The sequence below is a fragment of the Caldanaerobacter sp. genome (assembly GCF_049701115.1).
Classification (GTDB): Bacteria; Bacillota; Thermoanaerobacteria; order Thermoanaerobacterales; family Thermoanaerobacteraceae; genus Thermoanaerobacter.
Window position 1 is genome coordinate 1 of record NZ_JBNATX010000032.1, and the last position, 21,593, is coordinate 21,593.

The 21,593-nt window shown below is 37.7% G+C and carries 24 protein-coding genes; 20 read left to right on the top strand and 4 right to left on the bottom strand.

Annotated features, from left to right (window positions below; genetic code table 11):
* The 20 genes from ACPLVE_RS08925 to ACPLVE_RS09020 form a co-directional block, all read left to right on the top strand.
* Positions 1 to 187: hypothetical protein (locus ACPLVE_RS08925; RefSeq protein WP_424611213.1), on the top strand; the 187-nt coding region annotated here is incomplete at its 5' end.
* Positions 184 to 681, top strand: a complete 498-nt coding sequence (ruvC, locus tag ACPLVE_RS08930; RefSeq protein ID WP_424611214.1) for a crossover junction endodeoxyribonuclease RuvC — start codon at positions 184 to 186, stop codon at positions 679 to 681. The genes ACPLVE_RS08925 and ruvC, both read left to right, overlap by 4 nt.
* Positions 678 to 1,241: a Holliday junction branch migration protein RuvA gene (gene ruvA, locus ACPLVE_RS08935; protein ID WP_170271647.1), complete on the top strand. Its 564-nt coding sequence runs from the start codon at positions 678 to 680 to the stop codon at positions 1,239 to 1,241. The genes ruvC and ruvA overlap by 4 nt, the downstream gene beginning before the upstream one ends.
* Before the next feature lie 10 nt (positions 1,242 to 1,251).
* Positions 1,252 to 2,268, top strand: coding sequence for a Holliday junction branch migration DNA helicase RuvB (gene ruvB, locus ACPLVE_RS08940; RefSeq protein ID WP_170271646.1), 1,017 nt, complete (start codon positions 1,252 to 1,254; stop codon positions 2,266 to 2,268).
* Complete coding sequence (locus tag ACPLVE_RS08945) at positions 2,261 to 2,473, top strand: DUF2905 domain-containing protein (protein ID WP_011025516.1); 213 nt, start codon at positions 2,261 to 2,263, stop codon at positions 2,471 to 2,473. The genes ruvB and ACPLVE_RS08945 overlap by 8 nt, the downstream gene beginning before the upstream one ends.
* A gap of 68 nt (positions 2,474 to 2,541) precedes the next feature.
* Positions 2,542 to 3,567, top strand: coding sequence for a tRNA preQ1(34) S-adenosylmethionine ribosyltransferase-isomerase QueA (queA, locus tag ACPLVE_RS08950; RefSeq protein WP_424611215.1), 1,026 nt, complete (start codon positions 2,542 to 2,544; stop codon positions 3,565 to 3,567).
* Positions 3,568 to 3,583: 16 nt separating this feature from the next.
* Positions 3,584 to 4,714, top strand: coding sequence for a tRNA guanosine(34) transglycosylase Tgt (tgt, locus tag ACPLVE_RS08955; protein WP_424611216.1), 1,131 nt, complete (start codon positions 3,584 to 3,586; stop codon positions 4,712 to 4,714).
* On the top strand, positions 4,714 to 5,007 hold the full coding sequence (gene yajC, locus ACPLVE_RS08960) for a preprotein translocase subunit YajC (protein ID WP_424611217.1): 294 nt from the start codon (positions 4,714 to 4,716) through the stop codon (positions 5,005 to 5,007). Before tgt ends, yajC begins: the two co-directional genes overlap by 1 nt.
* 109 nt (positions 5,008 to 5,116) lie before the next feature.
* Positions 5,117 to 5,491, top strand: a complete 375-nt coding sequence (locus tag ACPLVE_RS08965) for a TIGR04086 family membrane protein (protein WP_424611230.1) — start codon at positions 5,117 to 5,119, stop codon at positions 5,489 to 5,491.
* A gap of 52 nt (positions 5,492 to 5,543) precedes the next feature.
* Positions 5,544 to 5,684, top strand: coding sequence for a six-cysteine ranthipeptide SCIFF (gene scfA, locus ACPLVE_RS08970; RefSeq protein ID WP_022587783.1), 141 nt, complete (start codon positions 5,544 to 5,546; stop codon positions 5,682 to 5,684).
* A 71-nt stretch (positions 5,685 to 5,755) separates the two neighbouring features.
* Entirely contained in the window at positions 5,756 to 7,165 is a 1,410-nt protein-coding gene (gene scfB / locus ACPLVE_RS08975; RefSeq protein WP_424611218.1) for a thioether cross-link-forming SCIFF peptide maturase, read from the top strand.
* Positions 7,122 to 7,679, top strand: a complete 558-nt coding sequence (locus ACPLVE_RS08980; RefSeq protein ID WP_424611219.1) for a gamma carbonic anhydrase family protein — start codon at positions 7,122 to 7,124, stop codon at positions 7,677 to 7,679. The genes scfB and ACPLVE_RS08980 overlap by 44 nt, the downstream gene beginning before the upstream one ends.
* 23 nt (positions 7,680 to 7,702) lie before the next feature.
* The gene (secD, locus tag ACPLVE_RS08985) at positions 7,703 to 8,935 is read left to right on the top strand and encodes a protein translocase subunit SecD (RefSeq protein ID WP_424611220.1); all 1,233 of its coding nucleotides are present in this window, start codon (positions 7,703 to 7,705) and stop codon (positions 8,933 to 8,935) included.
* A 12-nt stretch (positions 8,936 to 8,947) separates the two neighbouring features.
* Positions 8,948 to 9,859, top strand: a complete 912-nt coding sequence (secF, locus tag ACPLVE_RS08990) for a protein translocase subunit SecF (RefSeq protein WP_424611221.1) — start codon at positions 8,948 to 8,950, stop codon at positions 9,857 to 9,859.
* Positions 9,860 to 9,941: 82 nt separating this feature from the next.
* Complete coding sequence (gene ubiB / locus ACPLVE_RS08995; protein ID WP_424611222.1) at positions 9,942 to 11,609, top strand: 2-polyprenylphenol 6-hydroxylase; 1,668 nt, start codon at positions 9,942 to 9,944, stop codon at positions 11,607 to 11,609.
* Between the two features lie 18 nt (positions 11,610 to 11,627).
* Complete coding sequence (recJ, locus tag ACPLVE_RS09000; RefSeq protein ID WP_424611223.1) at positions 11,628 to 14,066, top strand: single-stranded-DNA-specific exonuclease RecJ; 2,439 nt, start codon at positions 11,628 to 11,630, stop codon at positions 14,064 to 14,066.
* The gene (locus ACPLVE_RS09005; RefSeq protein ID WP_424611224.1) at positions 14,063 to 14,584 is read left to right on the top strand and encodes an adenine phosphoribosyltransferase; all 522 of its coding nucleotides are present in this window, start codon (positions 14,063 to 14,065) and stop codon (positions 14,582 to 14,584) included. The genes recJ and ACPLVE_RS09005 overlap by 4 nt, the downstream gene beginning before the upstream one ends.
* Positions 14,585 to 14,634: 50 nt before the next feature.
* Positions 14,635 to 16,791, top strand: coding sequence for a RelA/SpoT family protein (locus ACPLVE_RS09010; RefSeq protein ID WP_424611225.1), 2,157 nt, complete (start codon positions 14,635 to 14,637; stop codon positions 16,789 to 16,791).
* 10 nt (positions 16,792 to 16,801) lie between these two features.
* Positions 16,802 to 17,251, top strand: coding sequence for a D-aminoacyl-tRNA deacylase (gene dtd, locus ACPLVE_RS09015; protein ID WP_424611226.1), 450 nt, complete (start codon positions 16,802 to 16,804; stop codon positions 17,249 to 17,251).
* A 15-nt stretch (positions 17,252 to 17,266) separates the two neighbouring features.
* Positions 17,267 to 17,896 carry an MBL fold metallo-hydrolase gene (locus ACPLVE_RS09020; protein WP_424611227.1) on the top strand — a complete coding sequence of 210 codons (630 nt, stop codon included), beginning with the start codon at positions 17,267 to 17,269 and terminating at the stop codon, positions 17,894 to 17,896.
* Positions 17,897 to 17,925: 29 nt separating this feature from the next.
* Here the strand turns inward: ACPLVE_RS09020 and ACPLVE_RS09025 are convergent, their stop codons facing one another.
* From ACPLVE_RS09025 to ACPLVE_RS09040, 4 genes are read right to left on the bottom strand one after another with little or no spacing between them, the layout of a single operon-like run.
* Entirely contained in the window at positions 17,926 to 19,134 is a 1,209-nt protein-coding gene (locus ACPLVE_RS09025; RefSeq protein ID WP_424611231.1) for an ABC transporter permease, read from the bottom strand.
* Between the two features lie 12 nt (positions 19,135 to 19,146).
* Complete coding sequence (locus ACPLVE_RS09030) at positions 19,147 to 19,839, bottom strand: ABC transporter ATP-binding protein (protein WP_132038951.1); 693 nt, start codon at positions 19,837 to 19,839, stop codon at positions 19,147 to 19,149.
* Positions 19,839 to 21,011: an efflux RND transporter periplasmic adaptor subunit gene (locus tag ACPLVE_RS09035; RefSeq protein WP_424611228.1), complete on the bottom strand. Its 1,173-nt coding sequence runs from the start codon at positions 21,009 to 21,011 to the stop codon at positions 19,839 to 19,841. The genes ACPLVE_RS09030 and ACPLVE_RS09035 overlap by 1 nt, the downstream gene beginning before the upstream one ends.
* A gap of 18 nt (positions 21,012 to 21,029) precedes the next feature.
* On the bottom strand, positions 21,030 to 21,470 hold the full coding sequence (locus ACPLVE_RS09040; RefSeq protein WP_424611229.1) for a MarR family winged helix-turn-helix transcriptional regulator: 441 nt from the start codon (positions 21,468 to 21,470) through the stop codon (positions 21,030 to 21,032).
* Positions 21,471 to 21,593: the final 123 nt, after the last annotated feature.

The following is a 21,593-nucleotide window of genomic DNA, read 5'->3' on the forward strand; positions in this document are numbered from 1 at the left end:
GCTCGCCCCGCCTTCGCTTCTCAAGCTCGCCAAGTTTAGTTACCGCTTTGGCAACAAGTCGCATTTACACACAAAATGCCACTTTTTAGACTTTGTCAACAGTCTGCGAGTTCTCCTTCGGGAGAACTTTTTCTTGTTTACAAGCTCTGTTGATGTTAAAATAAATAAAAGGAGAGGAGAAGAATGAGGGTATTGGGAATAGATCCGGGAATTGCCACATTGGGATATGGAGTCGTTGAGTACAAGAACAACAAATTTTCTCCCATAGTTTATGGAGCCATCACTACAGATGCGGGAGTTGACAAGGCGTTTCGTCTTTACACCCTATATAAAGGACTTGAAGATATTATAAAGCTTTATCGTCCAGAGATTGTAGCGATTGAAGAGCTTTTCTATAATAAAAATTCTAAGACGGTAATTACAATTGGAGAAGTTAGAGGGGTTTCAATACTGGCTGCTGTAAATTCAGGAGTAAAAGTGTATGAGTATACCCCCCTGCAGGTGAAACAGGCAGTAGTTGGGTATGGGAGAGCGGAAAAACAGCAGGTTCAGCAGATGGTGAAGGTGCTTTTAAATCTTGATGAGATACCAAAGCCAGATGATGTGGCTGATGCGCTGGCCGTTGCCATCTGCCACTGCCACAGCAATAATATGTTGGAAAGACTGGGGTATGGGCGATGATTGAGTACATAAGGGGAATTATTGAAGACATAGGACCAGATCATGTGATAATCGACTTTATGGGCATAGGTATAAAAATTTTTGTGCCCTTTTCTACTATGAAGGAGTTGCCTCCCAAAGGAAATATAACAAAGCTTTATACATACCTTTACGTCAGGGAAGATGGATTTCAGATTTTTGGCTTTAAGAGAAAAGAAGAGCTAGAACTTTTTGAGAAATTACTTTCTGTGAGCGGCGTAGGACCTAAAGGTGCTCTTTCTATTCTCTCTGTTGTGCCAATAGAGAGCTTTATAAAGGCAGTGAACAGCGGTGATTATAAAATTTTGACGGCAGCGCCTGGCATAGGGAAGAAGACGGCAGAGAGGATTATACTAGAGCTAAAGGATAAGGTGCCCAAAGAGGTTGTAGTCCCGAAAGAGGACAGCCTGTTAAATGAGGCTTTAGAGGCTTTACTAGCATTGGGTTATACTAAAAGTGAGGCTATTTACGCTCTTTCTGATGTGAACTGTGAAAGTGTGGAACAGGCTGTCAAAGAGGCCTTGAAAAAATTGTCGAAATAGGGTGAAGTAAATGGAAGAAAGGATATTGACTCAAAATTTTACTCAAGAGGATGCGACAGAATACAGTCTCCGTCCCCGGTGGCTTTCTGAGTACATAGGACAAGAGAAAATAAAACAGGAGCTAAAAATCTATATAGAAGCAGCTAAAAAAAGAGGAGAACCACTAGACCATGTCTTACTTTACGGTCCTCCCGGGCTTGGGAAAACTACTTTAGCTACAGTTATTTCTAATGAAATGGGAGTAGGCATAAAAATAACTTCAGGACCTGCTATAGAGAGGTCTGGAGATTTAGCCGCAATTTTGACGAATTTGCAGGAGAACGACATACTCTTTATAGACGAGATTCACAGATTAAACAGAAGTGTTGAGGAGATTTTGTATCCTGCTATGGAAGATTTTGAGCTTGACATAGTAATAGGGAAGGGACCAAGTGCTCGGTCTATAAGGCTTAGCCTTCCTAAATTTACGCTTATTGGAGCTACTACAAGGGCAGCTCTCATGACTTCTCCTTTAAGGAGTAGATTTGGAGTCATAAATCGCCTTGATTATTATTCAGTAGAGGAATTAAAGGAAATTATAAAAAGGTCAGCTAATATTTTGAATATCGGTATCGACGAAGATGCAGCTTTTGAGATAGCTAGAAGGTCCAGAGGAACTCCCAGAATAGCCAACAGGCTTTTAAAAAGGGTGAGAGATTTCGCAGAAGTGAAAGGAAATGGTTATATTGATTACAATACGGCAAGTATAGCTTTAAATATGCTTGGGGTCGATGAAATGGGCTTAGAGGAAATTGATAGGAAGATTCTGATTGCGATAATAGAGAAATTTGGTGGAGGACCTGTTGGAATTGACGCTATTGCTGCATCAGTTGGTGAAGATGGGGATACAATAGAAGATATGTACGAGCCTTATCTTATGCAGATAGGATTTTTAAATAGAACTCCAAGAGGGAGAATAGTTACAAAACTGGCCTATCAGTATCTTAAGTACCCTTATGTCGAGCAAAGGAGGATTGAGGATGTTTGACAGCTTTGGCAAAATGTTAATATTTATGGGGGCAATTTTAATCGCCATAGGACTTCTTTTTTCAGCAGGTTCAAAAATTGGTTTGGGTCGTTTGCCAGGAGATATAGTTTATCACAGGGGAAATTTTACTTTTTATTTTCCATTGATGACAAGCCTTTTATTAAGCGTCTTTTTAACACTTCTTTTCTGGCTTTTTAGAAGGTAAGTATTGAAAATTTTTTGATTTAACGGTATAATCACCATATGCATTCTTGAAAAGGGATGGAGTAGGGTATGAAGCGAAGTGAATTCTACTTTGATTTGCCGGAGGAGTTAATTGCTCAAGAGCCATTAGAAGATAGGGCAAGTTCCAGGTTGATGATTTTAGATAGAAGGACAGGGGAAATAAAGCACGACATTTTTAAAAACATAACTAAATATCTAAAAGAAGGGGATTGTCTGGTTTTAAATGACACAAAAGTGATTCCTGCAAGGCTCATTGGACAGAGGGAGGATTCTGGAGGAAAGATAGAGCTTTTGCTCTTAAGAAGGACTTCAATAAATGAATGGGAGGTTTTAGTAAAACCAGGCAAAAGGGCAAAGATAGGCAAAAAAGTGGTATTTGGAAATGGAGAGCTTGTGGCAGAAATAATCGATATTACAGAGGCGGGAGGGCGCATAGTAAGATTTTACTACGATGGAGTGTTCGAAGAGGTATTGGACAGGTTGGGGGAGATGCCTGTTCCTCCTTATATAAAGAAAAAGCTAAAGGACAAGAATAGATATCAAACGGTATACGCCAAGTATGAAGGCTCGGCTGCAGCACCTACAGCAGGTCTTCATTTCACAGAGGAGTTGCTGGATGAAATTCGAAACATGGGAGTAAAGACGGTTTTCATAACTCTTCACGTGGGGTTGGGTACTTTCAGGCCTGTTAAAGAGGAAATAATAGAGAACCACAAGATGCACGAGGAGTTTTACATTGTTACAGAAGAAGCAGCAAATGCCATAAATGAAGCTCGAAGAAATGGAGGTCGCATAATAGCTGTAGGGACTACTTCTACTCGCACTTTAGAGACGGTTGCAGATGAGAGAGGATATATTCATCCAAAAAGCGGATGGACAGACATTTTTATATATCCCGGATATAGGTTTAAAGCGATAGATGGGATGATTACGAATTTCCATCTGCCTGAATCTACTCTAATAATGATGGTTTCTGCTTTTGCAGGAAAAGAGAATATAATGAGAGCGTATAAAATAGCAATTGAGAATAAATACAGATTTTTTAGCTTTGGAGATGCAATGCTTATCATATAAGGGACAGGAGGTAAAAATGGCTGCGATAAAGTACCAGGTTATAAAAAAAGATGCAAGGACCAAGGCAAGATTGGGAATTCTTGAAACCCCCCATGGAGTTATAGAGACGCCAGTTTTTATGCCTGTAGGAACGCAGGCTACAGTGAAAGCGATGACGCCTGAGGAATTAAAAGAAATGGGTGCTACAATTATTTTAGGTAATACTTATCACCTATATTTAAGGCCTGGACACAAGATTATTGAAAAAGCAGGTGGATTACACAAATTCATGAACTGGGACAGAGCTATTTTAACAGATAGCGGCGGATTTCAAGTTTTTAGTTTAAGCTCTTTGAGAAAGATTACAGAAGATGGTGTGGAATTTAGGTCTCACATCGATGGTTCAAAACATTTTTTTACTCCTGAAAAAGTGATAGAGATACAGAATTCTTTAGGGGCAGATATAATAATGTCTTTTGATGAATGCGCCCCTTATCCTGCTGATTATGACTATGTAAAAAAGTCTATGGAACTTACAATAAAGTGGGCAGAAAGAGGGAAAAAAGCCCATAAAAATACGGATAGACAGGCTCTTTTTGGCATTGTGCAAGGAGGAACTTATAAAGATTTGAGGAAAGAATGCGCAGAAAGACTAGTAGAAATGGATTTTCCCGGATATGCCATTGGAGGTTTAAGTGTTGGTGAGCCAAAAGACCTTATGTACGAAATTATAGATTTTACTACTGATTATTTGCCTCATGATAAACCAAGATATTTGATGGGGGTGGGAACGCCTGAAGACCTTATAGAGGGTGTGATAAGAGGGGTTGATATGTTTGATTGTGTGTTGCCTACGCGAATTGCAAGGAATGGTACCGTATTTACAAGTAAAGGCAAGTTAATAGTGAGAGATGCGCCGTATGCTGAAGATTTTTCACCGCTGGATGAGGAATGTGACTGTTATACCTGCAGGAACTATTCTAGGGCTTATTTAAGGCATCTTTTTAAGGCGAAGGAAATTTTAGCGGCGAGGCTTGCTACTTACCACAATCTCTATTTTTTAATTAAGCTAATGGAGAAAATAAGGGAGGCCATAAGGCAAGATCGCCTGCTGGAATTCAAAGAAGAATTTTTAAAAAAATATTATGGGAATGAGGAGGAAAGGTAATGAATCAAACGACTTATGTACTAATTCAGTTTGCGATTTTAATTGCAATTTTTTACTTTCTACTTATTCTGCCACAGCAGAGAAGGCAGAAAAAAGAGAGAGAAATGCTGGATTCTTTGAGGCCTGGCGATGAGATCATAACTAAAAGCGGTTTTTACGGTAAAATACTCAACATAAAGGATGATGTAATAACTCTTGAAATGGGAGCAGATAAGGTAAGATTGAAGATTGCCAAATGGGCAGTAGGTGGAGTTGTTAGAAGAGCAGAATCTGAAAATAATAAAGAGGATTAAAAAGTTTAAGATGCGGTTAGTCCGCATCTTTTTTGTACTATGTTTTTGTTTTTTGGCATAGATATTAGTAGAAGTAGAAGGGGGTGGGAGGTTGAGAAGGCAGTTTGTAATGGATAAAGGAAATAGGATAAATATTCCGGGTATTTTGATCGGAGTATTAGTTTCTTATACAATTACACTTCTTTTCTTCATAATATACGCCCTTCTTTTGACTTTTACTTCTGTTTCGGAAATGGCTTTGCCCAAGTTTACGATTTTTGTAACTATAACGGGGGTGGTACTCGCAGGAGCGCTATCCGCGAGGAACACAGCGAGTAGGGGTTGGTTAAACGGTGGAATTGCGGGAATTTTGTACATCGCAGTGATGGCACTTTTGGGGACTTTCTTGGTGAAAGAATTTGGCCCTTCATCTTCACTGGCTGTGAAGTTTTTATGGGGAGCTTTTTTAGGTTCTTTAGGAGGAATGATAGGCATCAATTTATAGCTTTCCTTCCTTCTTTTTATGTGTTATAATAAAGCGGGAGGAGGGAAGGAAGATGAGGAGAATTATAACAATTAACAAGCCCACATTGAGAGAGAGCCTTAAAAAACCTGGTTGTGGAGAATGCCAGGCATCATGTCAGTCTGCCTGTAAGACTTCCTGCACTGTAGGTAATCAAGAGTGCCAGTATAACTAACTTTAATACATAACTACCTTAAATGGCAGTAAGTATTTACTGCCATTTAAACTTGCAATGGAGGTTTTAAAATGTCTGCGACAATGCATAAATTTAAAAGATTGGGCCTTAACATAGTGATTGACCCAGTAAGTGGTGCCATACATGTAGTGGATGATGTAGTGTATGATGTATTAGATTATTATGAAAATCATTCTCGCGAGGAAATTGTAAATTTGCTAAAAGATAAATACAGAGAAGAAGATATTCAAGAGGCTATTTCAGAAATCGATGAGTTAAAGGAAAATGAGCTTTTATTTACTGAAGATATATACAAAGATATAGCAATTTCAAGAGCGGATTCTGTAATAAAAGCAATGTGTTTGAATGTAGCTCATGACTGTAATTTGAGGTGCAAGTATTGTTTTGCTTCTACTGGAGATTTTAAGGGTAGAAGAAAATTAATGGACTTTGAGACAGGGAGAAAAGCCATAGATTTTTTGATAAAGAGTTCTGGAAAGAGGAGAAATATTGAAGTTGACTTTTTTGGCGGTGAACCCCTTTTAAATTTTGAAGTTGTTAAGCAATTAGTGGAGTATGGCAAACAGAAGGCAAAAGAGAACAAAAAAAATATCAAGTTTACAATAACTACAAATGCAGTTCTTTTAGACGATGAAAAGATAGAGTACTTCAATGAAAATTTTTCAAATGTGGTCTTAAGTTTAGACGGCAGAAAAGAAGTAAACGACCGGATGAGAGTACGGGCTGATGGAAGCGGCACCTATGATGTTATTGTGCCAAAAATTCAAAAGTTTGTTAAGTCAAGGGGTAAAAAGGAATACTATGTTAGAGGGACTTTTACTGCTAAAAATCTGGACTTTGTGGAGGATGTGCTTCATATAGCTGATTTGGGAGTGTATGAAATTTCTGTTGAACCTGTTGTAGAGAAGGATGATAAAGATTATACCTTGAAGGAGGAACACCTTGAGAGGATTTTTGAAGAATACGACAGATTAGCAGAAGAGTATATAAGGCGCTATGAGGAAGGGAGACCTTTTGCTTTTTATCATTTTAAGATAGACTTAAAAGGTGGGCCCTGCATAAAGAAAAGATTACAGGGTTGTGGTGCGGGATTTGAATATATAGCTGTAACTCCTGATGGGGAGATTTACCCATGTCACCAGTTTGTAGGGATTGAGGAATTTAAATTGGGAACTTTAGATGAAGGAATTACAAATGTGGAGCTTCAGAGGAAATTCATGGAAAGCGATATTTACAAAAGGGAAGAATGTGCTAATTGCTGGGCGAGATTTTATTGCAGTGGAGGGTGCTTTGCAAATAATTATAATATCAATGGCGATATCAACAAACCTTATAAACTTGCCTGTGAAATGCAAAAAAGGCGCATTGAAAACGCCATTGCCATAAAGGCTTACCTTACATTAAGGGGTGAAAAAAGTGATTATCAAGGAGTACAAAGGGATAAAGCCGCAAATAGATGAAGAAGCTTATATAGCCGAGACTGCCGAAATCATTGGGGATGTAGAAATAAAAAAGAACGTAAATATCTGGTATGGAGCGGTTTTAAGAGGGGATGTTGATAAGATAGTGGTGGAGGAAGGGACAAATATACAGGACAACTGTGTAGTGCATGTGACAGATGGGCATCCCTGCTATATAGGAAAATACTGCACAATAGGGCACGGAGCAATTGTCCACGCTTGTAAAGTGGGGAATAATGTCTTGATAGGAATGGGAGCAATTATTCTGGATGATGCGGAGATAGGGGATAACTGCATAATTGGTGCCGGCGCTTTGGTGACGGGAGGAAAGAAAATTCCGCCAGGGAGCCTCGTTATAGGAAGCCCTGCTAAAGTAGTAAGACAACTTACAGAAGAAGAGATAGAAAGTATTCATAAGTCTTACGAACATTATGTAGAATTAGCAAAATTGCATTTTTCTAAGTTTGGGCAATTGACCGTTTACAATAAAAGTAATATAATAAAAAATAGTTAGTCAAACGACAAAGGAGGATTTAGATGAGAAGTCGAGGCTTTATTAAATTTTTTTCTGTAATTTTGGTCTCAGCATTAGTTGCGTACGTGGCTTTTTTTGGGATTAAAGCAGGAAATTTTTCTATCTCTCCAATCCAGGACCACATAAGGTTGGGTCTTGATTTAAGGGGTGGGGTATACGTACTGGAGGAAGCACAGGGCAATGTCACACAGGATGCCATAAATAAGGCTATTGCAGTAATAAGAAATAGAGTAGATGCTCTGGGTGTGACTCAGCCTGTTATTACTCAGCAGGGCTCCAATAGGATACGTGTCGAACTTCCAGGCATGAAAGACCCGGACAAGGCTATAGAGATCATAGGTAAAACTGCACAGCTTAAATTTGTAGGTCCTGATGGTAAGGTGATTTTAACAGGGGCCAACGTAAAGGATTCAAAGGCGGTTTACGCTCAGACTAATGCGGGCCAGCAACCGGAAGTCACGTTAGTGCTGGATGCAGAAGGAACCAAGAAATTTGCTGAAGCGACACAGAAGTATTTAGGGCAGCCTATATCTATTTTGTTAGACGATAAAGTCATTTCTGCTCCTGTAGTAAAGGATGTTATAACTACAGGTAATGCTGTTATCACGGGGCTTAAGGACTTTCAAGAGGCATCTGAGCTTGCTACTTTGATTAGGGCGGGGTCTTTACCTGTTACATTAAAACCCATAGCCTATAGTTCTGTTGGTGCTACTCTTGGGCCAAGTGCTCTAAAGGCCAGTATGGAAGCAGGAATATACGGGACATTATTGGTTATGCTTTTTATGATGGCTTTTTATAGACTGCCAGGTTTTATTGCGGACTTGGCTCTCCTCATATATATACTCATAAACTTTATAATATACGCTATCTTCAATGTAACATTAGACCTTCCAGGAATTGCTGGATTCTTGCTCTCAATAGGTATGGCTGTTGATACTAATATCTTAATTTTTGAAAGATTTAAAGAAGAACTATGGGCAGGGAAAACCATAAGACCCGCACTGGATGCCGGGTTTGCAAAGGCTATGAGGGCAGTAATTGATGCGAATGTCACCACTATAATTGGCGCAATCATTCTCTTTTACTTGGGTTCAGGAAATGTAAAAGGGTTTGCACTGACTCTTTTAATAGGTGTTTCTTCCAGTTTGTTCACTGCAATAACTGTGACAAGGTTCTTGTTACACGCGCTCCTTGAAATGGACCTTACACGAAATATCAAATTCTATGGAGCATAGGAGGGAATTAGATTGAACGACCACAGATTTCATATAGATGTTATAAAGAGGACCAAGATTTGGTTCACTATTTCTGGATTAATGATATTGATAGGCATAATTGCCATGTTTGTAAATGGTTTTAATTGGGGTATAGATTTTACTGGTGGTACTATAATGGAGTTTAATATCGGGAAGCCTTTTGATACTAAAGACATAGTCAAGATTTTGAATGACTATAAAGTAAAAGATTATCAAATACAAAAGATAGGAACAAAAGGAGACCATGTTTCTATAAAAACTAGCCCTATTCCTGATGAAACCAGAATTGCTATAATAAAAGAGATCGAGAAGAAGTATAACCTTACAGAAAGTGATCTTATTATGTCTCAGCAGGTTGGTCCTTCATTAGGTGCTGAGATAAGGTCAGGAATGATACTAGCGCTTATTGTAGCTTCGGTGGTAATGTTGACTTATTTGGGGATTAGGTTTAACTTTGAGATGAGTTTGGCAGCCGTTATAGGATTGCTGCACAATGTCCTGATACTCATTTCTGTGTATGCTATTTTCAAAATAACCGTGGACTCGCCTTTTATTGCAGCTCTTTTAACGGTATTCAGTTATTCTCTGCACGATACTATAGTTATCTTTGACAGGATTAGAGATAACCTTAAAATTATGAGAAGGTCTGATTATGCCGACATAGCTAATGTGAGTATCAATCAAACGCTGGTGAGGTCTATAAATGTCGTTTTGACAGTGCTTATAATGCTTCTTTTGATGTACTTCTTAGGACCCAAGGCATTAAAAGACTTTGCACTTCCGCTTCTCATAGGAATCGCATGGGGAGCTTATTCGTCAATATTTATTTCTACGCCTCTTTGGGTGCTTATAAAAAATAGAGAAAAGAGAAAAAAGGCTTCTACAAGGCCGGCTAAAGCTTGAGAATACTTATCACGAAATATAGTGGCAGGGGGACTCTTTAAAAGAGGTGCTCGTGCTGCTATATTTTTATTGAGGTGAAAAAATGAGGATTCCTCTGTTTTTGCGAAATAGAGAGATTTACAGAAGATACAGGGAAATTTTAAGGGTTCTTACCAAAAATGGATTCGGGTTTATAGTTGACATTCTTTCAAAGGGTGGACGCGTGCCTTTTTACCTGTTAAGAGGGCATGATGCAATGGAAATTGGGGAAAGGATTAGAAATACTCTGGAAGAGTTGGGACCTACTTTTATAAAGCTAGGTCAAATCATAAGCACCAGAGCAGACCTCATTCCTCATGATATTCTGATAGAACTTTCAAAGCTTCAGGATGAGGTGGCTCCGGAGGATTTTGAGGCTATAAAAAGAGTTTTGGAAGAGGAATTAGGAAGAAGTGTTAATAAAGTCTTCAGTTATTTCGAAGAAACTCCTCTGGCATCTGCATCCATCGGGCAGGTTTACAGGGCAAGGACTAACGATGGCCATGAGGTTGTTGTTAAGGTTCAGAGGCCCCATGTGGATAAGAAGATACATGCGGACGTTTTGATTTTAAAAAACATTGCCAGAATTTTAAACGAAAGGATAGTTGATTCACCAGTAGATTTTGTAGAAATAGTAGAGGAGCTTACGGATTCTTTACTAAATGAACTTGACTATACTCAAGAGGGCAATAATGCGGATAGGTTTAGGGAAAATTTCAAGAATGAGGATTACATATACATACCGAAAGTTTACTGGAATTATACCACAAAGCGAGTACTCACAATGGAATATATAGATGGGATAAGCGTTAAGAACAAAGATGTGCTGAGAGATATGGGCTATGACCTTAAGAAGATTGCGAGGATGGGAGCCTGGTCAATATTTTTACAGGTTTACAAATTTGGCCTTTTCCACGGTGATATGCATCCGGGCAACATACTGATAACAAAGGAGGGCAAAATATCCTATGTGGATTTTGGAATTGTTGGATATTTAGATAAAGACTCAAGGGAGTTGCTGATAGAGCTTTTTAAGGCTTTTGCGGAAAATGACACAGAAGAAGTGATTGAACTTCTCTCCGATGTAGGAGCGATAAGAACCGATACTAATTTAAGAAACTTAAAGATTGACCTTGGTAAAATAATGAATTACTTCTTTACTACTCCTCTCAATAAGATAAGCATTAATGATTCTATGAAAAAGATAATGGAAGTTGTGTACAAGTATAAGCTTATGTTGCCCCCAGGTTTTACACTTTTATTAAAGACCATGGCTGCTGTAGAAGGGGTAGGCAGAGATTTAGACCCGGATTTTAGCATATCAGATGTGGCTAAGGATTTTATAAAAGAAATGTACCTCATGAAAATAGATGTGAAGGAGATTTTCAAAGAAAACTATAAGGACTTTCGCAAAGCTGTAATTGTACTAAAGAAACTTCCTTCAAGAGTCCAGAATATAATGAACAAACTCATAAAAGACGATATAAAAGTCAGGATAAATATCGACGAGAGTGAAAGTTTACGATATGACCTAAATATGATGGTAAACAAAGTAATCGTGAGTATAATAGCTTCTGCTTTGATTGTTGGCTCCTCCCTTATTTTGACCTATGGTGGTGGCTACAAAGTTTTTGGTTATAACGCCATAGGATTTTTCGGATATGTAATTGCTACTATGTTGAGCTTATGGGTGTTTTACAGGATATTCATAGTTGAAAGAAAGAAAAAATAGGTCTCTCAGGTGAGATAGATGGATAAAATTTATAGATGGGTCGTAAGAGAAAGGGATTTAAAGAGGATAGAGGAATTAAAGGTAAAGTACCATTTAGATGGAATTGTAGCGCAAATCCTTTCTTCAAGAGGAGTAAAAGGCGTTGAAGAATTTCTCATGCCTTCTTTAGATAGACTTATTCCTCCTTTTAAATTAAAGGGAGTGAAAGAAGCAAAAGGATTGATAGAGAAACACATAAAAGAAGACAGTTTGATTACTATTTACGGAGATTATGATGTGGATGGTATAACTTCTACATCTCTTTTATATCTTGCTTTAAAAGAATTAGGTGCTAAGGTGGACTACTACATTCCAGAGAGGCTATCAGAAGGGTATGGTATAAATGAGGAAGCTCTGGAGAAAATCGCCTATGAAGGTGCTAAACTTGTAATAACTGTTGATTGTGGAATTACTGCTTTAAAAGAAGTTGAAAAAGCGAAAAAGATGGGGCTAGATGTGATAATTACAGACCATCACAGCATTCCGGAGGAAATTCCAGAAGCAGATGTTGTCATAAATCCTCATTTACCTGGAGCTTATCCTTTTCCTGAGCTTGCAGGAGTCGGAGTAGCATTTAAGCTGGCTCAAGCCTTAATTGGAGAGCAAGCATTTGAATTTTTAGATTTAGTTGCTTTGGGGACAGTTGCCGATATTGTGCCTTTGATAGGTGAAAATAGAGTAATCGTAAAAGAAGGGCTAAAGAGGCTTAATAATACAGCAAACCTCGGTCTTAAGGCTTTAATTGAAATTGCAGGAATAGCGGGTCTACAACTCGATGAATACCATATAGGTTTTATAATAGCTCCAAGGCTTAATGCAGCGGGGCGGTTAAAAAGTGCAAAGGCGGCAGTTAGACTATTGATAACTTCTGATGAAAAAGAAGCACAGGATATAGCTAAATATCTAAACGAAGAGAATTTAAAAAGGCAGGCCATAGAAAATACTATCTTAAGAGAAGCTATAGAGAAAATAGAGAAAGAAGGATTGAAAGATGACAAGGTAATTGTCTTATGGCAGGAGGGATGGCATCCAGGAGTCATAGGAATAGTCTCTTCTAAGATAACCGAAATGTATAAAAGACCCTCCATCCTTATTGGGTTGTCAGGAGAAGAAGGAAAAGGATCGGGAAGAAGTGTAGAAGGTTTTAATATTTATAAAGCTTTGAATTACTGTAAGGACCTCCTTGTAAAATATGGTGGGCACGAAATGGCGGGGGGACTTACAATTCAAAAGGAAAATTTAAAGCTTTTCAAAGATAAAATAAACGAATACGCTGATAGGTTTGTAAAAGAAATAGACCTTGTTCCTGCTTTGAAGATAGATGCAGTCGTGAAAAAGGATAAGGTTGACTTGGAAATAGCCAAGAAAATACAGCAGTTAAAGCCTTTTGGAGTAGGCAATCCGAAGCCTTTACTTCTTTTTGAGGGGCTTACGATAGATAAAATTTTTGATATAAAGGACGGAAAGCATACAAAAATTCTGGCAAAAAAGGATGAAATGGTTTATGAACTTTTAATTTTTAATTCTTCTTCTCCCGGTTTAAAAATTTCTGAAGGAGATGTGATTGATGCAGTAGGAACATTAGAAATAAGCCATTGGAATGGCATTGAATCAGCGATTGTGAATGTGAAAGATATAAGGGTAAGATTTCCGCTATTTGCTTATTATAAAAATTTAAGCAAGTCTTTGATTTATAAAGAAGATTCCAAATTAAGGAATGAAAGTGAATTAAGAGCTAATATTGTAGACAGGAGAGGAATTGAGGATAAAAAAAGATATGTGCTTAATCTTCTTAGAAGCCCCAGAAAGACATTAATTTTAATTAACACAGAGATAGAATTTAGAACTTTAATCAAATATTTAAAGGAAGAAAAATTTTATAATTTTTCTGTTTCAGCTGGCTATTGTGAACAAGAAAATTTAATTTTATTTTCTCCACTTACATTGGAAAAATGCGATTTTTACGAAGACATAGTGATTTACGATATTCCATTTGGCAGAAAAGTTTTTTACGATGCCCTTTCAATTGGCAACAAAAGAGTACATCTTGTGTTTAATAAAAAAGACCTTTATAAAAATTTGAAAGTTTTTAATGAAATTCTGCCTACCAGAGAGGATTTTATAAAAATTTACAAGTTTATAGAAGAGGGAAACAAATTTTTCTTTAAAGGACATTTGAATCCCGAACTTAATTTAAATCCGGTGAAATTTGCAATTTGTCTAGAGGCCATGAAAGAAACGGGATTGATAAATGTTGAAGAACGTGATAATATTGTAATGTTGAGTAAAGGTTTTGTGCCAGAAAAAGTTAACTTGAAAGAGGCAGATATTTTGCAGAAATTCATTGAAGCAAAGAAAGAATTTTTAGATTTTGTTAAATTTGCTTTTAAGCCTAACTTCAGGGAGGTTTTAAAATGACACTCGACGACATAAAGGAAATGATTAGAGAAATACCGGATTTTCCTAAAAAGGGAATAAGATTTAAAGATATAACTCCTGTTTTAAAAGATGCCAAAGCTTTTAACTATTCTATAGAGATGCTTGCTAAGGCCTTAGAGGGGAGAAAATTTGACCTTATCGCAGCTCCGGAAGCGAGGGGATTCTTGTTTGGAGCACCTCTTGCTTTTCGCTTAGGAGTGGGATTTGTTCCGGTGAGAAAACCCGGAAAGTTACCTGCCGAAACCTTAAGCTACGAATACGAACTAGAGTACGGCCTGGATTCTCTTGAGATACACAAAGATGCGGTAGTTAAGGGGCAAAGGGTTGTGATAGTGGATGACCTTCTAGCTACAGGGGGAACTGTTTACGCTTCAGCCAAGCTTGTAGAAAGCTTGGGAGGCATAGTGGATTCTATTTTGTTTTTGACGGAACTGACATTTCTAGATGGTAGAAAAAAGCTTGACGGATATGATATAATTTCATTAATAAAGTTCTAAATATATTTAAAGTGGCATTTTGCCACTTTAAATTATAAGGTGTGATGACTGTGATAGAAAAAGTAATAAATAGAGTAAAACAATACATGGGGGAAAATGCAAATTTAGACCTTTTATATAAAGCCTACAACTTTGCAGTGAAAGCCCATGAGGGGCAGGTAAGGAATTCAGGGGAGCCTTACATTGTGCATCCCGTAGAAGTCGCTTATATTCTAGCTGATTTAGAATTAGACCTTACTACGATTGCTGCAGGGCTTTTGCATGACGTTATTGAGGATACAGGTGTTACTTATGACCAGCTAATGGGAGAATTTGGAAAAGAAATTGCTGACCTGGTAGATGGAGTTACCAAATTAGGGAAGATAGAGTATAAAAGCAAAGTTGAGCAACAGGCTGAAAACATGAGAAAGATGTTAATAGCGATGGCAAAAGATATAAGAGTAATATTAATAAAATTAGCCGACAGGCTTCACAACATGAGGACTTTAAAGTATTTGCCTCCTGATAAACAGAAAGAGAAGGCAGAGGAGACATTGGAAATTTATGCGCCTATAGCTCACAGACTTGGAATATCAAAGATAAAATGGGAATTGGAAGATCTGTGCTTAAGGTATCTTCACCCTGAGGAGTATTATGACTTAGTAGAAAAAGTTGCTGCTAAGAGAAAAGAGAGAGAGGAATTTATACAAAACATAATAGCTACTATCAAACAAAAATTAGATGAGATGGGCATACCTGCAGAAGTGGATGGACGTCCAAAGCATTTTTACAGCATATACAAAAAAATGAAGACTCAAAATAAAACTTTTGAAGAGATTTATGACCTTTTAGCTATAAGGATAATTGTAAATACGGTAAAAGACTGCTATGGCGTTTTGGGGATAGTGCATACTTTATGGAAACCGATTCCAGGGCGTTTTAAAGATTACATTGCCATGCCTAAGCCAAATATGTATCAATCCCTTCATACCACAGTCATAGGTCCTAAAGGAGAGCCTTTTGAGGTACAGATAAGGACGTGGGAGATGCATAAGACTGCTGAATACGGTATTGCGGCCCATTGGCGCTATAAAGAAGGGAAGACTACAGAAGACGATTTTGACAAGAAGCTTGTATGGTTAAGGCAGCTTTTAGAATGGCAAAAGGAATTGAAAGATCCTAAAGAATTTATGGAAACTTTGAAGATAGACCTTTTTACAGACGAAGTTTTTGTTTTTACTCCAAAAGGAGATGTCATCAGCTTGCCAGCAGGGTCTACTCCTATCGATTTTGCGTACAGCATACACACGGAAATAGGTCATAGGATGAATGGTGCCAAAGTAAATGGAAGAATAGTTCCTATAAATTATCAACTCAAAACAGGAGATATTGTGGAAATACTAGTAAGTCCTAACAAAGATAGAGGACCTAGTAGAGATTGGCTGCAGATTGTCAAGACTTCTCAGGCGAGAAATAAAATAAGGCAATGGTTTAAAAAAGAAAAAAGGGAAGAAAACATTGCTCGCGGAGAAGAAATGTTAGAAAAAGAGCTGCGGCGCCAGGGGATACAGCCTTCAATGATTAAAACAGAAATATGGGAAGAAGTGTTAAAAAAATTGAACATCCATACAATGGAAGACTTATACGCCACGATAGGTTATGGAGGGCTCACGCTAAACCAGGTAATTCCAAGAATTAAGGAGGAACTGAAAAAATCTCAGAAGAGTGTTGCTAAGGTCCAATCTCCAGCAAGAGAGGAAAGGAAGAAAGAAAAGAAAAATGGCGCTGGAGTCATTGTAAAGGGCGTTGACAATGTCATGGTAAGATTTGCAAAGTGTTGTTCCCCTGTGCCGGGAGATGAAATAGTTGGATATGTGACTAGAGGAAGAGGTATTTCCATTCATAGGAAAGATTGTCCGAATGTAAGAGACCTACTCTATGATAAAAACAGGATAGTGGAAGTAGAATGGGCACAGGATAGAAACATGGCCTATCAAGCTGATATTCAAATTATGGCGAATGATAAGTTTGGGCTTTTGACAGAAGTTACTGGAGTTTTGGCAGATGCTAAAATAAATGTAAAAGCTATAAACGCCAGGACTACTAGAGACAACATAGCCATTATAAATCTCACTTTGGAGATTACTTCAAAAGAGCAGTTAGAAAAGGTGATGAATCGCCTTAAGTCTCTGGAAGGAGTAATGGATGTATACAGATTAAGTGCATAGGGGTGATTTGGTGAGAGCTGTTGTACAAAGAGTAACTCGCGGAGAAGTGAGGGTAGACGGCGAAGTTGTGGGGGCTATAGGAAAAGGGTTTGTGGTCTTAGTGGGAATTGCTGAAGATGACACGGAAGAAGATATAGCTTATATGGCAGACAAACTGGTGAATTTGAGGGTTTTTGAAGATGAAGAGGGAAAAATGAATTTATCCCTTCTTGATGTGGGAGGAGAAATGCTTTTGGTTTCTCAATTTACCCTTATGGGAGATGTGAGAAAGGGTAGAAGGCCCAGTTTTACTTCCGCAAAAAAACCCGAGGAAGCTCTCCTTTATTTCAATAAGCTCGTGGAAGAGGTCAGAAAAAAAGGAGTAAAAGTGGAAACTGGTAAATTTCAAGCTATGATGAAGGTATTGATTGAAAATGATGGGCCAGTTACTATTTTGATTGACTCAAAAAAATTATTTTAAGTGGAGCTGAGACCTATGGAAGTAAAACGATACGTAGCAGGACCTTATGGAGCAAATTTGTACATTGTCTGGGATAGAGATACAAAAGAAGGGATAGTAATAGACCCTGGAGAAGTGTATGAAGAAGTGAAGAACTATATAAAAGAAAACGACATAAAAGTAAAGTATATACTTCTTACTCACGGGCATTTTGACCATATAGGCGGATTAGAAGAAATGAGAGCCTTCACGGGAGGAAAAGTTGCGATTTCGGAAGAAGATGCTCCGATGCTTTTAGATTCTTCCCAGAATTTATCAGAGCTGGTCTTTAAAAAGGTGATTTGCTCACCAGCTGATATAATTCTAAAAGATAAAGACGTACTAGGCTTCGGAAATTATTATGTAGAAGTTATCTCTACACCAGGGCACACTAAAGGGAGTGTATGCTTTAAGATTGGAGATGTATGCTTTACAGGGGATACTTTATTCAGGGGTTCTATAGGAAGACACGATTTTCCTGGAGGAAATTTTGAGACTCTCATGGCTTCAATAAAAGAAAAGCTTTTAACTTTAAAAGATGAAACAGTGATATACCCGGGCCATGGGGATTTTTCCACAATAGGAAGAGAAAAGAGACTCAATATGTTTTTAAAAAATTTAGAATAAAAAGCAAGGGGAATTTATTCCCTTGCTTTTTATTCATATCTTAATGCTACTATTGGATCTAGTTTTGCTGCTTTTTGAGCAGGGTATATTCCAAAGAATATTCCAACTGCGGTGGAGAAGAAGAAAGCGATAAGTATCGCGTTTATTGAAATAATTGGTTTTATATCGATAAAGGGGCCTACGATATTAGCTAAGAGGTATCCTAGCAAAATTCCTATTGCTCCCCCTATAAGGGATATGGTAACAGACTCTATCAAAAACTGTATCATTATATCTTTTCTCCTTGCACCTACTGCCTTTCTTATCCCTATTTCTTTGGTGCGTTCAGTTACAGAGACAAGCATTATATTCATAATTCCTATTCCGCCTACTATAAGAGAGATTCCTGCAATCGCACCTATCACGGTTGTAAATATTCCAAGGATTCTATTAAATTCTTCTAAAAAACTTATAAGATTTTCTGTCTTGTATTTGTCTTTGTTGTGGTGCAATGATTCTATTAAACGCACTGCCTGGGAAGAAGCTTCTTCTAATTGGCTTTGGTCGTAAGTCATTACATAAATTTGAGATATGTTTATGTCAGGGAAAATTTTTTGTGCGTAAGTTATAGGAATTGCAGCGATTATGGGTATTTGATCAGCTATTGATCCACCTAAGCTTTTTAAATTTCCACTGTCTATGACGCCAATTATCTTCGCTGTATCAAAATAATAATAGGTGCCTATTTTAATACTCTTTCCTACACAGTCTTCATAACCAAACAGTTCTATAGCTGAGTCTTTATCAATGAGTATTACATTTCTTCCTAATAAGATGTCCTTTTCATTTAGGAATCTTCCATGAATTACTTTGAGGCTGGAAATATTGCCATAGTCAAAGTCTGTTCCTATGAAAAGAGCCCTTTTAATGTATTTTTCAGTTTTAGCAAGTCCCATTTTTTCTGCTACTGGTGCAGCGTATTTTACAGAAGGCAATCTTTTTCTTATCATTTCTACATCTCTTAAGGTTAACCTATCGCTCTCTCGAATGTCCACGTCGTTTCTCATTTTTATAGAAAATACATTTACGCCTATTTTTTCAAACTCTCCTAATATTGCCTTTTGCCCTCCTGCTCCCAAAGACACAATTGTTATCACAGAAGCGATTCCTATTATGATACCCAACATTGTTAGGAAAGTTCTGAGCTTATTACTTAAGATACTTTCAATGGCTACTTTAAAGGCTTCCCAGATATACATTATTCTCACCTGTCAATAAGTTATTCTATTTGAAACCAAACTGTCTTCTACAATGAGCCCATCTCTTAAGCGAACTATTCTTTTTGCATGATTTGCAATGTCTTGTTCATGTGTGACCATGATAATTGTAGTACCTGCTTCGTTTAATTGGTGGAAAATCTTCATTATCTCAATGCTGGAAGCTGTATCGAGGTTTCCTGTAGGTTCATCTGCCAGAAGAAAAGAAGGGTTCATCACTATGGCTCGGGCGATTGCAACTCTTTGCTGCTGACCGCCAGAGAGTTCATTAGGCTTGTGATAAATTCTATCAGATAGCCCTACTATTTCTAATGCTTTTAGTGCCCTTTCTCTTCTTTCTCTTGATGGTATTTTTGCGTATAACATTGGAAGTTCTACATTTGCCAGCGCGTTTAATCTGTGCAAGAGATTGAAAGATTGGAACACGAAACCTATCTGACGGTTTCTTAAATAAGCCAACTGGTCATCGCTTAAAGTAGAGACCTCTACTCCATTTAGTTTATAGCTTCCAGCAGTTGGCCTATCTAAAAGTCCAATTATATTCATTAGAGTGGATTTGCCAGAGCCTGAAGGCCCTACTATTGCCACGTATTCTCCTTTGTCTATTTTTAGGGATACTCCTTTTAATGCTTCTACTTGCACTTTTCCGAGGCTGTAGACTTTTTTTATTCCTTCAAGCTCTACCATCATTCTTTACCGCCTTTCGTCATTACTTTCACTCCATCCTTTATGGCAGCGCTCGGATTTAGTATGACTTTATCGCCCACATTTACTCCATCTAAAATCTCCGTTTCAAGGTCAGAGACAAGGCCTGTTTTTACTCTCTTTTGCTTTGCTATTCCATTTTCAACAACATATACGAATTCATTGCCATTTTTATCAGTTACGATAGCTTCCGAAGGAATTTTTATTGTGTCTTTCTTTTCTCCAATCTTTATGTCTACATCTACTTTGAATCCAGGTTTTATTGTGCCATCGTTATTTAGAATATCTATATAGACTTTGACTACGCTGTCTCCACCTGTTTGACTCATCACTTTGGAAGCGGTAGGACTTATTTTATTCACTTTTCCTTCAAAAGTCTTGCCTGCAAAGTGTATGTAAGCTTGCTGTCCTTCGCTTAAGCTTACTGCGTCATAAGGGTTTACATCTAACACTACTTGCAAATTTTGCAAATCTTCTACTGTTATTGCGGGGAACTGGGTTGAAGTGAAATAATTATTTTCTTTTGCGTTTAAAGAAGTTACCGTTCCATCAAAGTCAGCTGTCACGTATTTTTGCATTTTGTTCATGTTCTGCTGTATGCTTTTTAAGTTTAACTCAGCAATTTCTACCTGCTTTTCCTGAAGCTTAATCTGGTCATCAAGGCTTAAAGAGGAAGTAGGCTGTTGAAACTGTGCTTGAGTCTGATGAGGTATTGACTGCTCTGAAGCGGGAGCTTGCTGTTGTGAAGAAGGAGTTGGAATTTGACTTTGTTCAGCTTGTTTCTGCTTTAAATTTTTTAATGCCTCCAGCTGTATTTGCGCCATTTCCAGTTGCTTTTTTGCAATTTGGTATTGAATAGAAAGGTCCTGCGTTTCTAACTCTAAAAGTCTATCCCCTTTTTTTACTTGATCACCGACAGAAACATACACTTTTAAGACTTTTGTAGGTGAAAATATGTAAAATTCCTGTTTAGACTTTGATTCTACTACGCCACTGGTAGAGAAAAGAGAAACGAGGTCTCCTTTTTCCACCTTAGAAACAGTGACTTCGACTGCAGAGCCTGCCTCTTTGTTCTTTACAGAGATAAAGTAGATAGAAGCTACCACAATAATTAAAACTACAATCCAAATCCAGATACTTTTTTTATTTTCCATAGACACCACCTTTGATTTTTATAATCCCTCTTTAATCTTTTGGAGGATGCTTTTTAAGGCCTCTATCTCTTCAGGCGAAAGTTTACTAAATATCGGTTCTAATACTTTTTTTCTAAATTCTACTAAATGTTCGTGTATATTTTCTCCCTTTTCTGTAAGAGAAATTTGGACCTTGCGCCTATCATCAATGTCCAAATCCCTTTTCACCAATCCCTTTTCTACCAGTTTATCGACTATTGTTGTCAGAGTGCTTGGAGATATTCCGAGTTCAGAGGCTACATCTTTCATGTACATCGGAGTATGTTTATTTTCGCTTAGCACCATTATCACTTGCTGTTCGCCTAAAGTTAAATTTTCTTGAAGTTCAGAAAGGTTATTTGCCCTTAATTGGTTGTTGAGTTTCTGGCGTATTGTTCGCAAGAGGTCATACAATAGTTTGCTATCTTCTTCCTTTAACATGAACCTTCACCTCAAAAATATTTCGTATATCAAAATATTAGTTCATCGAAATTGTTTTGTCAAGATGGAGATAGTGTAAAATTTCAGTAGGTGATGAAGCAGGAAAATGGGGTATGGATGTAG

Coding starts and splice junctions, on each gene's coding strand:
- ruvC (WP_424611214.1), top strand. CDS start 184: ATGAGGGTATTGGGAATAGATCCGGGAATTGCCACATTGGGATATGGA.
- ruvA (WP_170271647.1), top strand. CDS start 678: ATGATTGAGTACATAAGGGGAATTATTGAAGACATAGGACCAGATCAT.
- ruvB (WP_170271646.1), top strand. CDS start 1,252: ATGGAAGAAAGGATATTGACTCAAAATTTTACTCAAGAGGATGCGACA.
- ACPLVE_RS08945 (WP_011025516.1), top strand. CDS start 2,261: ATGTTTGACAGCTTTGGCAAAATGTTAATATTTATGGGGGCAATTTTA.
- queA (WP_424611215.1), top strand. CDS start 2,542: ATGAAGCGAAGTGAATTCTACTTTGATTTGCCGGAGGAGTTAATTGCT.
- tgt (WP_424611216.1), top strand. CDS start 3,584: ATGGCTGCGATAAAGTACCAGGTTATAAAAAAAGATGCAAGGACCAAG.
- yajC (WP_424611217.1), top strand. CDS start 4,714: ATGAATCAAACGACTTATGTACTAATTCAGTTTGCGATTTTAATTGCA.
- ACPLVE_RS08965 (WP_424611230.1), top strand. CDS start 5,117: ATGGATAAAGGAAATAGGATAAATATTCCGGGTATTTTGATCGGAGTA.
- scfA (WP_022587783.1), top strand. CDS start 5,544: ATGAGGAGAATTATAACAATTAACAAGCCCACATTGAGAGAGAGCCTT.
- scfB (WP_424611218.1), top strand. CDS start 5,756: ATGTCTGCGACAATGCATAAATTTAAAAGATTGGGCCTTAACATAGTG.
- secD (WP_424611220.1), top strand. CDS start 7,703: ATGAGAAGTCGAGGCTTTATTAAATTTTTTTCTGTAATTTTGGTCTCA.
- ubiB (WP_424611222.1), top strand. CDS start 9,942: ATGAGGATTCCTCTGTTTTTGCGAAATAGAGAGATTTACAGAAGATAC.
- recJ (WP_424611223.1), top strand. CDS start 11,628: ATGGATAAAATTTATAGATGGGTCGTAAGAGAAAGGGATTTAAAGAGG.
- ACPLVE_RS09005 (WP_424611224.1), top strand. CDS start 14,063: ATGACACTCGACGACATAAAGGAAATGATTAGAGAAATACCGGATTTT.
- ACPLVE_RS09020 (WP_424611227.1), top strand. CDS start 17,267: ATGGAAGTAAAACGATACGTAGCAGGACCTTATGGAGCAAATTTGTAC.
- ACPLVE_RS09025 (WP_424611231.1), bottom strand. CDS start 19,134: ATGTATATCTGGGAAGCCTTTAAAGTAGCCATTGAAAGTATCTTAAGT.
- ACPLVE_RS09030 (WP_132038951.1), bottom strand. CDS start 19,839: ATGGTAGAGCTTGAAGGAATAAAAAAAGTCTACAGCCTCGGAAAAGTG.
- ACPLVE_RS09035 (WP_424611228.1), bottom strand. CDS start 21,011: ATGGAAAATAAAAAAAGTATCTGGATTTGGATTGTAGTTTTAATTATT.
- ACPLVE_RS09040 (WP_424611229.1), bottom strand. CDS start 21,470: ATGTTAAAGGAAGAAGATAGCAAACTATTGTATGACCTCTTGCGAACA.